This is a genomic window from Serratia sp. MYb239 (genome assembly GCF_002966855.1).
GTDB lineage: Bacteria > Pseudomonadota > Gammaproteobacteria > Enterobacterales > Enterobacteriaceae > Serratia_B > Serratia_B rhizosphaerae.
Genome location: NZ_CP023268.1, coordinates 3,422,261 through 3,437,285, shown reverse-complemented (window position 1 = coordinate 3,437,285; position 15,025 = coordinate 3,422,261). Strand labels below are relative to the sequence as shown.

The following is a 15,025-nucleotide window of genomic DNA, read 5'->3' as shown; positions in this document are numbered from 1 at the left end:
GCGATGACCCTCGCGCCAAAATAGAAGGTTTTATAGGATGGCGGAACAGGATCAGGCTGCAGCGAGCGAGTGGGTTGATATCGTCAACGAGCAAAATGAGGTGATTGCTCAATCCAGTCGTCAACAGATGCGTGCGGAACGGCTACGCCATCGTGCGACCTATATTGTGGTGCATGATGGGATGGGGAAAATACTGGTTCAGCGCCGTACCGATTCTAAGGATATCTATCCGGGACGGCTGGATGCGACCGCCGGCGGCGTGGTGCAAAGCGGCGAGAACGTGCTGGACTCCGCACGCCGTGAAGCGGAGGAAGAGCTGGGGATTGCCGGCGTGCCGTTCGCCGAGCACGGCCAGTTCTATTTTGAAGAGGAGCAGTGCCGCGTCTGGGGCGCGCTGTTCAGCTGCGTATCACACGGGCCGTTTGCGCTGCAGGAAGAAGAGGTGGTGGAGGTGACCTGGCTGACGCCGGAAGAGATCACCGCGCGCTGCGACGACTTTACACCGGATTCGCTGAAAGCGCTGTCGCTGTGGCTGACACGCAACAACGAACAGGATTACGGCAAGCCGCTGGCGCGGGCGGAAAAGCCGGAGGACGGCGCGGAAAACGCCTGATTTTGCACGGATATATTAAAGTATAACGCCGGTCTTCTGACCGGCGTTGTCGTTTTCAGCAGCTGTCGCGGCGGCACAGCGTTGAGGGCAGCGAACCTTCAGCATGCCATTCCTGATCATTCAGCCGCGCCAGCAGCGCCTTGCCGGCCTGAATGCCGATCTCCCGGTGCGGCACCGTCATGGTGGTCAACGGCGGCTGGCAGACCCGGCTGACCTCGCTGTTGCCGAAGCCGACCACCGCCAGCTGTTCCGGCACCTTGACGTGCCGGCGCTGGCATTCATACAGCGCGCCGCAGGCCAGCTCGTCCGAGGCGCATACCAGGGCGTCCAGCTCCGGCCAGGCCAGCAAAAACTCCGGCAGCTGGTGAGCGCCGGTGGCGAAACTGGCGGGCTGTGCGGCGTTGATCACCCGGTGCGGCGACATATGGCTGCGCAGCAGCGCCTGATGCCAACCCTGCAGATGCTGCTGGAAAATCCACTGCTCCTGGTTGGCGCACAGCAGGCCGATATTCTGATAGCCGCCGGCGATCAGCGTGTGGGTTAACTGGTACATGGCGGCGACATAATCGATGCCGATGGTGATATCGATCGGGTCATCGCGCAGGGCGCCGATTTCCACCACCGGGATATTGGCGGCCTGCAGCGCCTGACGGGTGGTCGGCGAGTGTTCGACGCTGAGCAGCACCGCCGCCGCCAGATTGTAGGACAGCAGGGTGGTCAGCAGTTTCTCTTCACGTTCCGGATAGTGCTGCGACTCCGCCAGCATGATCTGATAACCCGCCGGCTGCAGCACCTGCTGCAGGCCGGCGAACATCTCGGCGCAGCCGGACTCCGAAAAACTCGGCACCACCATGGCGATGGTATAAGACGACGCCGACGCCAGCGAACTGGCGGCCAGATTGGGCAGGTAGCCCAGCTCATTGACCGCCGCTTCAATTTTCTCTCTCAGTTTGTCTGAAACCTGTTCCGGCGTGCGTAACGCGCGCGACACCGTCATGGTGCCGACGCCTGCCAGCTGGGCGACCTCGGCCAGCGTAACCCTGCCGGTACTGCGGCGTTTTTTACCGATCGACATGCGTAATCCCGACTGAAAATGCGCATCGTGCGCATAAGCGCCAACCCCAGTAGGCGTTAAATGTTACCGACAGTCTGGCCACGGACAGCGCGGAAGAACCGGAGCGTACACAGGGTACGTGGGGGTTCTGAGCCCTGCCCAGGGCTAAACGGTAAAATGGCCTAATGGGATAGGCGCCAAGTGAATGTGGCTGTAAGAAGCGCTGTCACTGACCCTTACTATCCCGGTATGGGATCCATTTTAACGCGTTCCTTCCATCAGCGATAAAAAACTGTGCGACAACGGCAGCGGCGCTGCATTTTTTTGATAGCGCTATCACAGAACCGGGCGATAACGTTTTGGTAGCGCTATCTTTGAGATCTTTATCACAGTGAGGCGTAAAAACGTTGATTAAAGTTTCTTCGTTGCCCGGGCAAACGGGCGTCGACGGCGACGCTGTATCGGGCTGAAGGAGGAGATGTGCTGAAAGACTGGCTGAAGGCAGAGCATATCCAGCTGTGCGAGCAGGTGGAAGACTGGCGGCAGGCGATAACGCTGAGCGCGCAGCCTTTGCTGCGGGGCGGGATCATCAGCGCCGACTATCTGACGGCGATCTTTCGTCAGTATCAGACGCTGGGACCCTATTTTGTGCTGGCGCCCGGCATCGCCATGCCCCACGCCAGACCGGAAGAGGGGGCAAAGGCGCTCGGCCTGTCGCTGCTGAAGCTGCATCAGGGCGTGCGTTTCCATTCACAGGACAACGACCCGGTGTTTGTGGTGGTGATGCTGTCGGCGCCGGATGGTGACAGCCATATCGAACTGATTGCGCAGTTGGCGGAATTATTTGCCGATGAACGGGCGATGAGTGCGTTATTCGGCGCCACCGATATAAAACAGATTGAGGAGATTATCGCCCGCTATTAATTCCCAGGTTTATTTATCCTTACCGGAAAAGACCCAGCGCAGAATAATTTCTGCGGCCTTACCCTACGCTTAAAATTTGACAGGTGAAAATAATGAAGATTATGGCAATTTGCGGTTCCGGCCTCGGCAGTAGCTTTATGGTGGAAATGAATATTAAAAAGGTACTGAAAAAAATGGCGGTTGAGGCAGAGGTGGAGCACTCGGATCTTTCCTCCGCCACGCCGGGCGCCGCCGATATTTTTGTGATGGCAAAAGATATCGCCGACAGCGCCAGCGTGCCGGCAGATCAGCTCGTGGTCATCAGCAATATCATTGATATTAACGAGCTGGAAAACAAACTGCGCGCTTACTTTATTGCGCACTCCATTATCTAAGCAACGCAATTGGCGAGGTGGATATGTTTATCCAGGAAACGCTCAGATTTGTGGTTGATATATTAAAAGTCCCTGCGGTGCTGGTGGGGGTTATTGCGCTGATTGGTTTATTAGCGCAGAAAAAATCGTTTTCCGATGTGGTAAAGGGCACGGTAAAAACTATTCTCGGTTTTATTGTATTGGGCGGCGGCGCGAGCGTATTAGTCAGCTCGCTGAATCCGCTGGGGGGGATGTTTGAACACGCATTTAATATCCAGGGCATCATTCCGAATAATGAGGCGATCGTTTCTATTGCGCTGGAGAAGTACGGGGCCTCTACCGCATTGATTATGGCGTTTGGCATGGTGGCGAATATTATCGTCGCCCGCTTTACCCGGCTGAAATACATTTTTCTTACCGGTCATCACACCTTCTATATGGCCTGCATGATCAGCATCATTCTGTCGGTGGCCGGCTTTGAGGGGATCCCGCTGGTGTTTACCGGCGCCCTGACGCTGGGTTTGGTGATGGCGTTTTTCCCCGCCATTGCCCAGCGCTATATGCGGCGGATTACCGGCAATGATGATATCGCCTTCGGTCATTTCGGCACCCTGGGATATGTGCTGTCCGGCTGGATTGGCGGCCGCGTCGGCAAAAACTCGCGTTCCACCGAAGAGATGAACCTGCCGAAAAATCTCAGCTTCCTGCGCGATAGCTCGATCTCCATTTCGCTGACCATGATCATTATCTACCTGATCATGGCGATCAGCGCCGGGCAGAGCTATGTGGAAAGCGCGCTGAGCGCCGGGCAGAACTATTTGGTGTACTCCATTATTCAGGCCATCACCTTCGCCGCCGGGGTGTTTATTATCCTGCAGGGCGTGCGCCTGATTCTGGCGGAAATCGTGCCGGCGTTTACCGGCTTTTCCGAAAAGCTGGTGCCGAATGCGCGCCCGGCGCTGGACTGCCCGGTGGTGTATCCCTACGCGCCTAACGCGGTGCTGATCGGCTTCCTGTTCAGCTTTCTGGGCGGGCTGGTCGGCCTGTTCTTGCTGGGACAGTTCAAGCTGGTATTGATCCTGCCGGGCGTGGTGCCGCATTTCTTCACCGGCGCGACGGCGGGCGTCTTTGGTAACGCCACCGGCGGTCGCCGTGGCGCCATGCTGGGGGCGTTTGCCAACGGCGTACTGATTACTTTCCTGCCGATGCTGCTGCTGCCGGTGCTGGGCGCGCTGGGTTTTGCCAACACCACTTTCTCCGACGCCGATTTTGGCGTGCTGGGCATCGTGCTGGGCAATATGGCGCGCTTTATGAATACCGAAGCGATTATGGCGACGGTGGTGATCATTTTCGCACTGCTGGTGGCGCATAACCTGCTGGGGAAACGCAAAGGCGCGCCTTCCGGCGACGGCGTTAAAAAATAGTGAGGGCCATATAATGACAACGACAGATATCAGGGAACTGCGCCAGCTGGCGAAGGCAATTCGTCTGGAGACGCTGAAGGCGCTGACCGGGCTGGGGTTCGGCCACTACGGCGGCTGCATGTCGGTGGTGGAGACGCTGGCGGTGCTGTACGGCGAGGTAATGCGCATCGATCCCGGCGATCCGGACTGGCCGCAGCGCGACAATTTTGTGTTGTCGAAGGGGCATGCCGGCCCGGCGCTGTACAGCACGCTGGCGCTGAAAGGCTATTTCCCGCTGGAAGAGCTGGGCACGCTGAACCAGAACGGCACCCGCCTGCCCAGCCATCCGGACCGGCTGCGCACCCGAGGGGTGGATGCCACCACCGGCTCGTTGGGACAGGGCGTCTCCATCGCCGCCGGCATGGCGCTGTCGCACCGGCTGGCGCAGCGCGATAACCGGGTGTTTTGCCTGCTTGGGGACGGCGAATTGAACGAAGGTCAGTGCTGGGAGGCGTTCCAGTTTATTGCGCACCATAATCTGCACAACCTGACGCTGTTTATCGATTACAACAAACAGCAGCTGGACGGCCTGCTGGATGAGGTGATCAAACCCTTCGATCTGGAGGGCAAGTTCCGCGCCTTCGGCTTCGCGGCCGAGAGCGTCAAAGGGGACGATATTGCGGCGATCCGTGCGGCGGTAGCGCCGCGCCGCAGTGGCGAGCAGCGGCCGCTGGTGGTGATTCTCGACAGCGTTAAAGGCCAGGGGGTGCCCTATCTGGAACAACTGAGCAACTCGCACCACCTGCGGCTGACGCCGGAGGTGCGTCAGCATATCGAACACGCCATAGCCGAACTGGAGGCCGCCCATGTTTAACGACAGAACGCAGATGGAACAAGACCGCGTTGAAATGCGACAGGTGTATGCCGGCATGGTGCGCGGCCAGATAGAGCAGGGGGCGCCGATTATCGCGCTGGAGGCGGATCTGATGAGCTCGATGGCGATGGATGGCGTACAGCGCGATCATCCGCACCACGTGATTAACTGCGGCATTATGGAGGCGAATGTGATCGGCGTGGCGGCCGGCCTGTCACTGACCGGGCGGGTGCCGTTCGTGCACACCTTTACCGCCTTCGCCAGCCGCCGCTGTTTCGATCAGCTGTTTATGTCACTGGATTATCAGCGCAATAACGTCAAGGTGATCGCCTCCGATGCGGGGGTGACCGCCTGCCATAACGGCGGCACCCATATGTCGTTTGAGGATATGGGCATCGTGCGCGGGCTGGCACACTCGGTGGTGCTGGAAGTGACTGACGCCACCATGTTTGCCGATATCCTGCGCCAGCTGATGACGCTGGAAGGCTTTTACTGGGTGCGCACCACGCGCAAGCAGGCGACGCGTATTTATCAGGATGGCGCGCAGTTCACCATCGGTAAGGGCAACCTGCTGCGCGACGGCGAGGACATCACGCTGATCGCCAACGGCATTATGGTGGCCGAAGCGCTGCAGGCGGCGCAGATGCTGGCGCGGCAAGGGGTTAGCGCGGCGGTGATCGATATGTTCACCCTCAAGCCGATCGACCGCGATATCATTACCCGCTATGCGACCAAAACCGGGCGCATCGTCACCTGTGAAAACCACAGTATCCATAACGGGCTGGGTTCGGCGGTGGCGGAGGTGCTGGCGGAACACTGCCCGACGCCGATGCTCCGGGTAGGCGTGAAGGAGCGCTACGGCCAGGTCGGCACACAGGCATTTCTGCAGCAGGAGTATGGTTTGACGGCGGAGCATATTCTGGCGGCGGCGCAGCAGCTGTTGTAAAAACGGGGCCGGCAGTGCCGGCCTTGGGTTCGAAAGCGTTATAATTGGCCACCGAAAGGATTGCGGTACACTCTTACAGACAGGAAAGTCTAAAATGAAAAGAATCTATACGCTGATCATCACCGTGTTACTCAGCGGCTGTATGCTTGAGAAGCAGCGTTTTTATGCGGCAGAGGTCGTTTTACAGGGGAGCAATCTCTGTTTCTCTCTGCCGGCAGAGCATCTGAGCGCAGATGCCAAGGTTAACCTTGTCAGCATTGCTATCGATCAACGGCAGGATAAGCAAACGCGTGAAGTCTGGCGCAGGAGTGTTATGCCGCCGCAGCCGGCGGAGTCGGTGAGTGCCGGGCAATGCATCCCTTATTCCTTTAGCGCTTTTGAGAACGATGTACTTTATACCGTGGCAATCAGTACCGTAGCGTCGCAGGACGCCGATAGCAAACGCTTCTGGCAACGCAGTTTTTCGCTGAAAATCGACGACGGCCGTATCTTACAGGTTATCACCGGTCAGGAACCTTGAATCGGACGGAGTGCGGATAGCGGAAATGGCAGGGGCCAGCATTGCCGGCCCCTGTATTTTTTTGTCAGGCGTTTGAATTACGCCTGGGCATCAGCCTGGGAAGACTGAATGGCCGTCAGCGCTACGGTATAGACGATATCGTCTACCAGCGCGCCGCGCGACAGGTCGTTCACCGGTTTGCGCATGCCTTGCAGCATCGGCCCGATGGACACCAGATCGGCGGAACGCTGCACCGCTTTATAAGTGGTGTTGCCGGTGTTCAGATCCGGGAAGATGAACACGGTGGCTTTACCGGCAACCGGCGAGTTCGGCGCTTTGGATTTCGCCACGTCGGCCATGATGGCGGCGTCGTACTGCAGCGGGCCGTCGATGATCAGGTCCGGACGTTTTTCCTGCGCCAGGCGGGTCGCTTCGCGGACTTTTTCCACGTCGCTGCCGGCGCCGGAGTTACCGGTTGAGTAGGAGATCATCGCCACGCGCGGCTCGATGCCGAATGCGCTGGCGGAGTCCGCCGACTGGATGGCGATCTCGGACAGCTGCTCGGCGGTCGGATCCGGGTTGATCGCGCAGTCGCCGTAGACCAGCACCTGATCCGGCAGCAGCATAAAGAACACGGAAGAGACCAGCGAGCTGCCCGGCGCGGTTTTGATCAGCTGCAGCGGCGGACGGATGGTATTGGCGGTAGTATGCACGGCGCCGGAAACCAGGCCGTCGACTTCGCCTTTTTCCAGCATCAGCGTGCCGAGCACCACGTTGTCTTCCAACTGCTCACGCGCCACCACTTCGGTCATGCCTTTGTTTTTGCGCAGTTCAACCAGACGCGGCACGTAGTTTTCACGTACCTGCTCCGGATCGACGATCTCGATGCCTTTGCCCAGTTCCACGCCCTGCGCTGCGGCAACGCGCTGGATCTCATCCGGGTTGCCGAGCAGTACGCATTCGGCAATGCCGCGTTCGGCGCAGATTGCCGCCGCTTTCACGGTGCGCGGCTCGTCGCCTTCCGGCAGAACGATGCGTTTACCGGCTTTACGCGCCAGTTCGGTCAGCTCGTAACGGAACGCCGGCGGCGACAGGCGACGCGAGCGCTCGGAGGCGGCGGTCAGCGATTCGATCCACTCGGCGCTGATATGGCTGGCCACGTAGTTCTGCACTTTTTCGATGCGCTGATGGTCGTCGGTCGGGACTTCGAGGTTGAAGCTCTGCAGGCTCAGTGAGGTCTGCCAGGTGTTGGTGTCCACCATAAACACCGGCAGGCCGGTGGCGAACGCGCGTTCGCACAGCTTTTTGATCGGCTCGTCGATTTCATAGCCGCCGGTCAGCAGCAGCGCGCCGATTTCCACGCCGTTCATCGCCGCCAGACAGGCGGAAACCAGCACGTCCGGGCGGTCGGCGGAGGTCACCAGCAGCGAGCCAGGGCGGAAGTGTTCCAGCATATGCGGGATGCTGCGCGCGCAGAAGGTCACGGACTTCACGCGGCGGGTCATGATATCGCCTTCGTTAATCACGCGCGCCTTCAGGTGGCGTGCCATATCAATGGCGCGGGTGGCAATCAGATCGAAGCTCCACGGCACGCAGCCGAGCACCGGCAGCGGGCTGTTGGCGAACAGCTGCTTCGGATCGACATTGGCGACGCTGGCCTTGGTGGAGTCGTCGAAGATTTCCGACAGGTCAGGGCGGGTGCGGCCCTGCTCGTCGACCGGCGCGTTCAGTTTGTTGATGATAACGCCGGTGATGTTTTTGTTCTTGCTGCCGCCGAAGCTGGTGCGCGCCAGTTCGATGCGTTCTTTCAGCTGCGCCGGCGAGTCGTTGCCCAGCGCCAGCACGAAGACGATCTCGGCGTTCAGGGTTTTGGCGATCTCATAGTTCAGCGCGCTGGCGAACTGGTGCTTGCGGGTCGGCACCAGGCCTTCGATCAGCACCACTTCCGCGTCTTTGGTATTTTCGTGGTAGCGCGCCACGATCTCTTCCATCAGCACGTCCTGCTGATTGGAGCTGAGCAGGCTTTCCACATAGCTCATGCGCAGCGGCTCGGCGGCCGGAATGGTGGAGTTGCTGCGGATGATGGTGGTGGTCTGGTCGAGGGTATCGTCGCCGGTGCGCGGCTGGGCGATAGGTTTGAATACGCTGAGGCGAACGCCTTGCTGCTCCATGGAGCGGATGACGCCCAGGCTGACGCTGGTCAAACCGACGCTGGTGCCAGTGGGGATCAACATAATTGTACGTGACACAGAATAGTCCTCTTCACGATGGATATGCGGTAGTCGCCTGATCGTGCGCTGCGGCCGGGCGGCAAAGCAGTGCGGCCAACGGGGCCGTCTGCGGCGGCGATAAGGCTGAAACAACACCGCCAGCCGGAGCTGACGGTGTTTGGTACGTTACGCAGTCAGGCGGGCTGCGTCCTGCGCGATAACCAACTCTTCGTTGGTCGGGATCACCAGCGCCAGACGGCTGCCGTCTTTGGTGATGGCCCCGGCTTTGCCGAAACGGGCGGCCAGGTTGCGTTCATGGTCGACTTCGAAGCCGAGCAGGCCCAGCTTGTTCAGGGTCATTTCACGCACCATGCCGGCGTTTTCGCCGATGCCGCCGGTGAAGATCACCGCGTCCAGACGGCCGTCCATCAGCGCGCTGTAGGCGCCGATGTATTTCGCCAGGCGGTGGCAGAAGACGTCCATCGCGCGCTTGGCATCTTCTTTGGTGGCGTAGTTGTCTTCCACATAGCGGCAGTCGCTGGTGACTTCGGTCAGACCCAGCAGGCCGGACTCTTTGGTCAGCAGTTTGTTGATCTGATCGACGCTCATGCCTAGCGCATCATGCAGATGGAAGATGATCGCCGGGTCGATGTCGCCGCTGCGGGTGCCCATCACCAGACCTTCCAGCGGGGTCAGGCCCATGGAGGTGTCGACGCATTTGCCGTTGCGCACTGCGGTCACGGAGCCGCCGTTGCCCAGGTGGCAGGTGATGACGTTGACCTCATCCACCGGCTTGTTCAGCATTTTGGCCGCTTCCTGGGTCACGAAGAAGTGGCTGGTGCCGTGTGCGCCGTAGCGGCGTACGCCGTGGTCGCGGTACAGGCTGTACGGCAGGGCATACAGATAGGATTCTTCAGGCATGGTCTGATGGAACGCGGTGTCGAACACGGCGACGTTCTTGTCAGCCAGCGCTGGGAAAGACTTCAGCGCCTCATTGATACCGATCAGGTGCGCCGGGTTGTGCAAAGGTGCAAACGGCACGGAATCTTTGATACCCTGCAGTACTTCATCGTTGATCAAGGCGGAGGCGGTAAACTTCTCGCCGCCGTGTACGATACGGTGACCAATGGCGGTCAGCTGGGCGGAAAGTTCAGGTTTTTGTGCAAGGATGGTGTTAACAATAAAATTCAGCGCTTCGCTGTGGGCCGCACCGGCACCGAGTGCCGCTTCTTGCTTGCCGCCGTCCATTTTCCACTTAATGCGCGCCTCGGGGAGGTGGAAGCATTCAGCCAAACCGGAAAGATGTTCTTCACCGTTGATAGCATCAATGATCGCGAATTTCAGGGAAGAACTGCCGCAGTTAAGAACCAGTACTAGCTTACTCGACATGGAAGTACCTACTTATAGTTCGTGTTGTTAAAAGAAAATCAAAAAACACGTAGTGAATTAATCGTCAATCAGACAACAAGCGTAGCGCATAATGCCGTTGACATTTATGATTAACATCATGTGAAGCACAGAAAACACATGATGGTGAAAAAACCGGGTGTTTCTCCACGGTTTAAGTAATCTTGCTTGTTATAGGGCTAAAAATTGACAAAATTTGACAAACTTGTCGTCATCTTCTAGCTGGCCAAAAGGCCGGTTTAGGATACCGATAGCCCGCGGTAAACACAAAATAAATTTAAAGCTTCAAATTTTTTAGTATTGTGGTTGGCGCCACCCCATTTTTCTGCGACGTTGAGGTACGCGATGACGAGCAAACCGTCCGGTTCCGTAAGTTGGTTTCAGGTATTCCAACGCGGACAGCACTATATGAAAACCTGGCCGTCGGACAAACGTCTGGCCCCGGTATTTCCGGAGAATCGCGTTGCGCGCGCCACTCGTTTCGCCATTCGTTTTATGCCGCCGCTGGCGGTGTTCACCCTGACCTGGCAGATTGCGCTGGGCGGCCAGCTCGGCCCGGCGATCGCCACCGCGCTGTTTGCCTGCAGCCTGCCGATGCAGGGGCTGTGGTGGCTGGGTCGCCGTTCGCTGACGCCGCTGCCGCCGGCGTTGCTCGGCTGGTTCCATGAGGTGCGCGACAAGCTGGCGCAGGCCGGTCAGGCGCTGGCGCCGGTGGAAGGCACGCCGACCTATCAGTCGCTGGCGGATCTGCTCAAGCGCGCGTTCAAGCAGCTGGATAAGACCTTCCTGGACGATCTCTGAGGTCCGCCGCCGCCGGGCGTAACGCCCCGGCGGCGTCAAACTTGGCGCAAATCAAAGAAGCGGCGGGTTGTGATTCCATGCCTCAAATCAGTATGCGATGCTCACGCCAATTTGCAGAACTGAGGACCCTAAACATGGAAATGACCCACGCCCAACGCCTGATCCTGTCTAACCAGTATAAGATGATGACGATGCTCGACCCGGGCAACGCCGAGCGCTACCGCCGCCTGCAAACCGTGGTGGAGCGCGGTTTCGGCCTGCAGCTGCGTGAACTGGATCGTGATTTTGACGAGATGAGCGAAGAGGTTTGCCGCACCATCATCAATATTATGGAAATGCACCATGCGCTGCAGGTGTCCTGGGAGAATCTCAAGGATCGCCAGGGGCTGGAGGCGCGTCGTCTGGCGTTCCTCGGCTTTGATGCGGCGACCGAGGCGCGCTACCTGAGCTATGTGCGTTTCCTGGTCAACACCGAGGGACGCTATACTCACTTCGACGCCGGCAGCCACGGCTTTAACGCCCAGACCAAAATGTGGGATAAATATCAGCGCATGCTGGCGCTGTGGCTGTCCTGTCCGCGTCAGTATCATTTGAGCGCCGTCGAAATAGCGCAAATTATTAATGCTTGATTAAAAAGAGGTTTCCTGTGGAGTGTAAAGGTTTTCTGTTCGACCTGGATGGTACGTTGGTAGATTCATTGCCCGTCGTGGAGCGCGCCTGGACCCAGTGGGCCAACCGGCACGGCGTCGATCCGCAGGAGGTGCTGGATTTTATTCACGGTAAACAGGCCATTACCTCTTTGCGCCACTTTATGCCGGGCGCCAGCGAGGCCGATATTCAGCATGAGCACGACCTGCTGGAGCAGGTGGAAGCGCAGGATACCGACGGCGTACGCGCCCTGCCGGGTGCGGCGGCGCTGCTGGAACGGCTGAACACGCTGGGTATTCCTTGGGCGATCGTCACCTCCGGTTCGGTGCCGGTTGCCAGCGCGCGCCGCGAGGCGGCGGGGCTGCCGCTGCCGGCGGTATTTGTCACCGCCGAGCAGGTCGAGCGCGGTAAACCGCAGCCGGACGCTTATCTGCTGGGTGCGGAGCGCCTGGGGCTGGCGCCGCAGGCGTGCGTGGTGGTGGAAGACGCGGCGGCGGGCATCGCTTCGGGCCTGGCCGCCGGCTGTCAGGTGATTGCGGTCAATGCGCCTGCCGATGCGCCGCAGCTGGAACAGGTCGATCTGCGCCTTTCCTCCCTGGAGCAATTGCAGGTTGACGGCGGGGCGCACGGCGCGCGCATCACGCTGCGCGACTGATCGCCGCTATTCGCCGGCAAATTGATTAGACCCCGCATGCGCGGGGTTTTTTTGTGCTAATTTTTAAGACTTTGGAACCTGGCGGACGGACGAGGCCGATTTGAACAGCGAATTACTGTGGGTGTTGTGTTTGTTGCTGGTGGCGATTGTGCTGTTTACCACCAACAAACTGCGCATGGATGTGGTCGCCTTATTGGTGATCATCGCCTTTGTGTTAAGCGGAACGCTAACCTTGCAGGAGGCGACGGTCGGCTTTAGCGACCCGAACGTAATTCTGATCGCCGCGCTGTTCGTTATCGGCGAAGGGCTGGTGCGCACCGGCGTGGCCTATCAGGTCGGGGACTGGCTGGTGAAGGTGGCCGGCAGCAGCGAAACCAAAATGCTGGTGCTGCTGATGGTGACGGTGGCCGGGCTGGGCGCGTTTATGAGCTCCACCGGCGTGGTGGCGATTTTTATCCCGGTGGTGCTCAGCGTGGCGGCGCGGATGAAAACCGCGCCGGGGCGGCTGATGATGCCGCTGAGCTTTGCCGGCCTGATCAGCGGGATGATGACGCTGGTGGCGACGCCGCCGAATATGGTGGTGAACAGTGAGCTGGTGCGCGAGGGCATTCGCGGCTTCGGTTTCTTCGGCGTCACGCCGATCGGCATCGTGGTGCTGGTGCTCGGCGTGGGCTATATGCTGCTGGCGCGGCGCTGGCTGGGCGGCGAATCGCCGGACAACCGTAAAGAGAGCTGGCAGCGACGCACTTTCCGCGATTTGATCCGCGATTACAAACTGACCGGGCGGGCGCGACGCCTGGCGCTGCGCCGCGGCTCCCCGCTGGTGGGGCGTTCGCTGGATGAGCTGCATCTGCGGGCGCGCTACGGCGCCAACGTGGTGGGCATTGAGCGCTGGAAGCGTTTCCGGCGGGTGATGGTCAGCGCCTCCGGCAGTACCGAGCTGCGCGAACGTGATGTGCTGCTGATCGATATGTCGGCCAGCGACGTTGATCTGCGTGAATTCTGCAGCGAGCAGCAGCTGGAACCGATGGTGTTGCGCGGCGACTATTTCTCTGAACAGTCGCGCAACGTCGGCATGGCGGAGGTATCGTTGATCCCCGATTCGGCGCTGCTGGGTAAAAGCCTGCGGGAAAACGGTTTTCGCAGCCGCTACGATCTCAACGTGGTCGGCATTCGCCGCAATGGTGAGACGCTGGCGGGCAAGCTGGTGGATGAGCCGTTGGCGCTGGGGGATATGCTGCTGGTGATCGGCGACTGGAAGGCGATTCGCCAGCTGCAGAGCAAAACTCACGACTTTATCGTACTCAACCTGCCGGCGGAGGTGGACGAAGTGGCGCCGGCGATGACGCAGGCGCCGCACGCGCTGTTCTGTCTGGCGCTGATGGTGGCGATGATGCTGACCGATGAGGTGCCGAACCCTATCGCGGCGCTGATCGCCTGCCTGCTGATGGGGAAATTCCGCTGTATCGATATGGAAAGCGCCTATAAATCGATCCACTGGCCGAGCATTATTCTGATCGTCGGCATGATGCCGTTTGCGCAGGCGCTGCAGAAGACCGGCGGGGTGGATCTGATCGTACAAGGGTTGATGGACGTGGCCGGCAATATGGGGCCGCGCGTGATGCTGCTCTGTCTGTTTGTGCTGTGCGCCACGATCGGCCTGTTTATCTCCAATACCGCCACGGCGGTTCTGATGGCGCCGATTGCCATCGCAGCGGCGCGGGAAATGGCGGTATCACCGTATCCGTTTGCCATGATTATCGCCATTGCCGCTTCTGCAGCCTTTATGACGCCGGTCTCTTCGCCGGTGAATACGCTGGTTCTGGGGCCGGGGAATTATAAGTTCGGCGATTTTGTGCGCCTTGGCGTGCCGTTCACCGTGTTGGTGATGCTGGTCAGCGTCGCGCTGGTGCCGTGGCTGTTTCCGTTCTGAGAATGGTAAATTGCAGGGCGCGTACGTGGTTGCTGCGCCCTGACGGTTACAGTTCGGCGTCCAGACTGATCTCATCCAGCGACAGGCTGAAACTGGGGATAAACACCGTCATGAAATACTCCATTTCCGGGCTGTTGCGCAGTTGCAACGTCTTTTCCAACCGGGCTTTGGCCAGCGTAAACTCCTGATTGCCCGCCGACAGCTCTTCCAGGCACTTCAGGTAGGCGCACAGGGCGTCGGCCTGCTTGACCACCAGCTTTTCATCTTCGCTGTAGCAGTGCTCGTCCAGGATGCTGCGAAAGTCATTGCGCAGTTCTTCCGGGATCATCGCCAGCAGTTTTTGCTGCGCCACTTTTTCGATCTTCTTATATTCGTGGGCAATCTGCGGATTGTAATATTTGATCGGCGTCGGCATATCGCCGGTGATCACTTCGCTGGCGTCGTGATACATCGCCAGCAGCGCTACGCGTTCGGCGTTCAGGTTGCCGTTGAACTTGCGGTTTTTGATCACCGCCAGCGCGTGGGCGACAAACGCCACCTGCAGGCTGTGCTCGGAGACGTTTTCGGTGCGCACGTTGCGCATCAGCGGCCAGCGGTTGATAAGTTTCAGACGGGACAGGTGGGCAAAAAAATGGCTCTGGCTCATGGGGTGTTCTCTACGGCGGCAAGGAGCTTTATTCTGATCACTACGGCGCGTTTATGCAA

At 59.2% G+C, this 15,025-nt stretch carries 15 protein-coding genes; 11 read left to right on the top strand and 4 right to left on the bottom strand.

Going from position 1 to position 15,025, the window contains the following annotated elements; genetic code table 11:
* Nucleotides 1-37: 37 nt before the first annotated feature.
* A complete protein-coding gene (yfcD, locus tag CLM71_RS16520; RefSeq protein ID WP_105231947.1) occupies nucleotides 38-613 on the top strand; it encodes an NUDIX hydrolase YfcD in 576 nt (191 codons plus the stop codon).
* A 55-nt stretch (nucleotides 614-668) separates the two neighbouring features.
* Here the strand turns inward: yfcD and CLM71_RS16515 are convergent, their stop codons facing one another.
* Nucleotides 669-1,688, bottom strand: coding sequence for a LacI family DNA-binding transcriptional regulator (locus tag CLM71_RS16515; RefSeq protein WP_105231946.1), 1,020 nt, complete (start codon nucleotides 1,686-1,688; stop codon nucleotides 669-671).
* Nucleotides 1,689-2,147: 459 nt separating this feature from the next.
* On the opposite strand from CLM71_RS16515, the gene CLM71_RS16510 reads away from it, so the two are divergent.
* From CLM71_RS16510 to CLM71_RS16485, 6 genes are all read left to right on the top strand, one after another.
* Nucleotides 2,148-2,591 carry a PTS sugar transporter subunit IIA gene (locus CLM71_RS16510; protein WP_105231945.1) on the top strand — a complete coding sequence of 148 codons (444 nt, stop codon included), beginning with the start codon at nucleotides 2,148-2,150 and terminating at the stop codon, nucleotides 2,589-2,591.
* A 92-nt stretch (nucleotides 2,592-2,683) separates the two neighbouring features.
* On the top strand, nucleotides 2,684-2,965 hold the full coding sequence (locus CLM71_RS16505) for a PTS sugar transporter subunit IIB (protein ID WP_105231944.1): 282 nt from the start codon (nucleotides 2,684-2,686) through the stop codon (nucleotides 2,963-2,965).
* Between the two features lie 23 nt (nucleotides 2,966-2,988).
* Nucleotides 2,989-4,368 carry a PTS ascorbate transporter subunit IIC gene (locus CLM71_RS16500; RefSeq protein WP_105231943.1) on the top strand — a complete coding sequence of 460 codons (1,380 nt, stop codon included), beginning with the start codon at nucleotides 2,989-2,991 and terminating at the stop codon, nucleotides 4,366-4,368.
* 13 nt (nucleotides 4,369-4,381) lie between these two features.
* A complete protein-coding gene (locus CLM71_RS16495) occupies nucleotides 4,382-5,221 on the top strand; it encodes a transketolase (RefSeq protein WP_105231942.1) in 840 nt (279 codons plus the stop codon).
* The gene (locus CLM71_RS16490) at nucleotides 5,214-6,167 is read left to right on the top strand and encodes a transketolase family protein (protein WP_105231941.1); all 954 of its coding nucleotides are present in this window, start codon (nucleotides 5,214-5,216) and stop codon (nucleotides 6,165-6,167) included. The genes CLM71_RS16495 and CLM71_RS16490 overlap by 8 nt, the downstream gene beginning before the upstream one ends.
* A gap of 94 nt (nucleotides 6,168-6,261) precedes the next feature.
* Nucleotides 6,262-6,687 carry a putative T6SS immunity periplasmic lipoprotein gene (locus tag CLM71_RS16485; protein WP_105231940.1) on the top strand — a complete coding sequence of 142 codons (426 nt, stop codon included), beginning with the start codon at nucleotides 6,262-6,264 and terminating at the stop codon, nucleotides 6,685-6,687.
* Between the two features lie 77 nt (nucleotides 6,688-6,764).
* Here CLM71_RS16485 and pta read toward each other — a convergent pair whose 3' ends face one another.
* Together pta and ackA are read right to left on the bottom strand one after the other, a co-directional pair.
* Entirely contained in the window at nucleotides 6,765-8,900 is a 2,136-nt protein-coding gene (gene pta / locus CLM71_RS16480; RefSeq protein WP_172606333.1) for a phosphate acetyltransferase, read from the bottom strand.
* Nucleotides 8,901-9,062: 162 nt separating this feature from the next.
* Nucleotides 9,063-10,265, bottom strand: a complete 1,203-nt coding sequence (gene ackA, locus CLM71_RS16475; protein WP_105231938.1) for an acetate kinase — start codon at nucleotides 10,263-10,265, stop codon at nucleotides 9,063-9,065.
* Nucleotides 10,266-10,628: 363 nt separating this feature from the next.
* Between ackA and yfbV the strand changes: the two genes are divergently transcribed.
* The 4 genes from yfbV (at nucleotide 10,629) to CLM71_RS16455 (ending at nucleotide 14,320) form a co-directional block, all read left to right on the top strand.
* A complete protein-coding gene (gene yfbV, locus CLM71_RS16470; protein ID WP_105231937.1) occupies nucleotides 10,629-11,084 on the top strand; it encodes a terminus macrodomain insulation protein YfbV in 456 nt (151 codons plus the stop codon).
* A 134-nt stretch (nucleotides 11,085-11,218) separates the two neighbouring features.
* Nucleotides 11,219-11,713, top strand: coding sequence for a YfbU family protein (locus tag CLM71_RS16465; protein ID WP_105231936.1), 495 nt, complete (start codon nucleotides 11,219-11,221; stop codon nucleotides 11,711-11,713).
* Between the two features lie 17 nt (nucleotides 11,714-11,730).
* On the top strand, nucleotides 11,731-12,387 hold the full coding sequence (locus tag CLM71_RS16460) for a sugar phosphatase (RefSeq protein ID WP_105231935.1): 657 nt from the start codon (nucleotides 11,731-11,733) through the stop codon (nucleotides 12,385-12,387).
* Between the two features lie 100 nt (nucleotides 12,388-12,487).
* Nucleotides 12,488-14,320, top strand: a complete 1,833-nt coding sequence (locus CLM71_RS16455) for an SLC13 family permease (protein ID WP_105231934.1) — start codon at nucleotides 12,488-12,490, stop codon at nucleotides 14,318-14,320.
* 46 nt (nucleotides 14,321-14,366) lie between these two features.
* Here the strand turns inward: CLM71_RS16455 and yfbR are convergent, their stop codons facing one another.
* On the bottom strand, nucleotides 14,367-14,966 hold the full coding sequence (gene yfbR / locus CLM71_RS16450) for a 5'-deoxynucleotidase (RefSeq protein WP_015673162.1): 600 nt from the start codon (nucleotides 14,964-14,966) through the stop codon (nucleotides 14,367-14,369).
* Nucleotides 14,967-15,025 lie beyond the last annotated feature (59 nt).

What these genes read in the sequence shown, in the direction of transcription:
- yfcD (WP_105231947.1), top strand. Translation starts at nt 38, where the DNA reads ATGGCGGAACAGGATCAGGCTGCAGCGAGCGAGTGGGTTGATATCGTC.
- CLM71_RS16515 (WP_105231946.1), bottom strand. Translation starts at nt 1,688, where the DNA reads ATGTCGATCGGTAAAAAACGCCGCAGTACCGGCAGGGTTACGCTGGCC.
- CLM71_RS16505 (WP_105231944.1), top strand. Translation starts at nt 2,684, where the DNA reads ATGAAGATTATGGCAATTTGCGGTTCCGGCCTCGGCAGTAGCTTTATG.
- CLM71_RS16500 (WP_105231943.1), top strand. Translation starts at nt 2,989, where the DNA reads ATGTTTATCCAGGAAACGCTCAGATTTGTGGTTGATATATTAAAAGTC.
- CLM71_RS16495 (WP_105231942.1), top strand. Translation starts at nt 4,382, where the DNA reads ATGACAACGACAGATATCAGGGAACTGCGCCAGCTGGCGAAGGCAATT.
- CLM71_RS16490 (WP_105231941.1), top strand. Translation starts at nt 5,214, where the DNA reads ATGTTTAACGACAGAACGCAGATGGAACAAGACCGCGTTGAAATGCGA.
- CLM71_RS16485 (WP_105231940.1), top strand. Translation starts at nt 6,262, where the DNA reads ATGAAAAGAATCTATACGCTGATCATCACCGTGTTACTCAGCGGCTGT.
- pta (WP_172606333.1), bottom strand. Translation starts at nt 8,900, where the DNA reads ATGTTGATCCCCACTGGCACCAGCGTCGGTTTGACCAGCGTCAGCCTG.
- ackA (WP_105231938.1), bottom strand. Translation starts at nt 10,265, where the DNA reads ATGTCGAGTAAGCTAGTACTGGTTCTTAACTGCGGCAGTTCTTCCCTG.
- yfbV (WP_105231937.1), top strand. Translation starts at nt 10,629, where the DNA reads ATGACGAGCAAACCGTCCGGTTCCGTAAGTTGGTTTCAGGTATTCCAA.
- CLM71_RS16465 (WP_105231936.1), top strand. Translation starts at nt 11,219, where the DNA reads ATGGAAATGACCCACGCCCAACGCCTGATCCTGTCTAACCAGTATAAG.
- yfbR (WP_015673162.1), bottom strand. Translation starts at nt 14,966, where the DNA reads ATGAGCCAGAGCCATTTTTTTGCCCACCTGTCCCGTCTGAAACTTATC.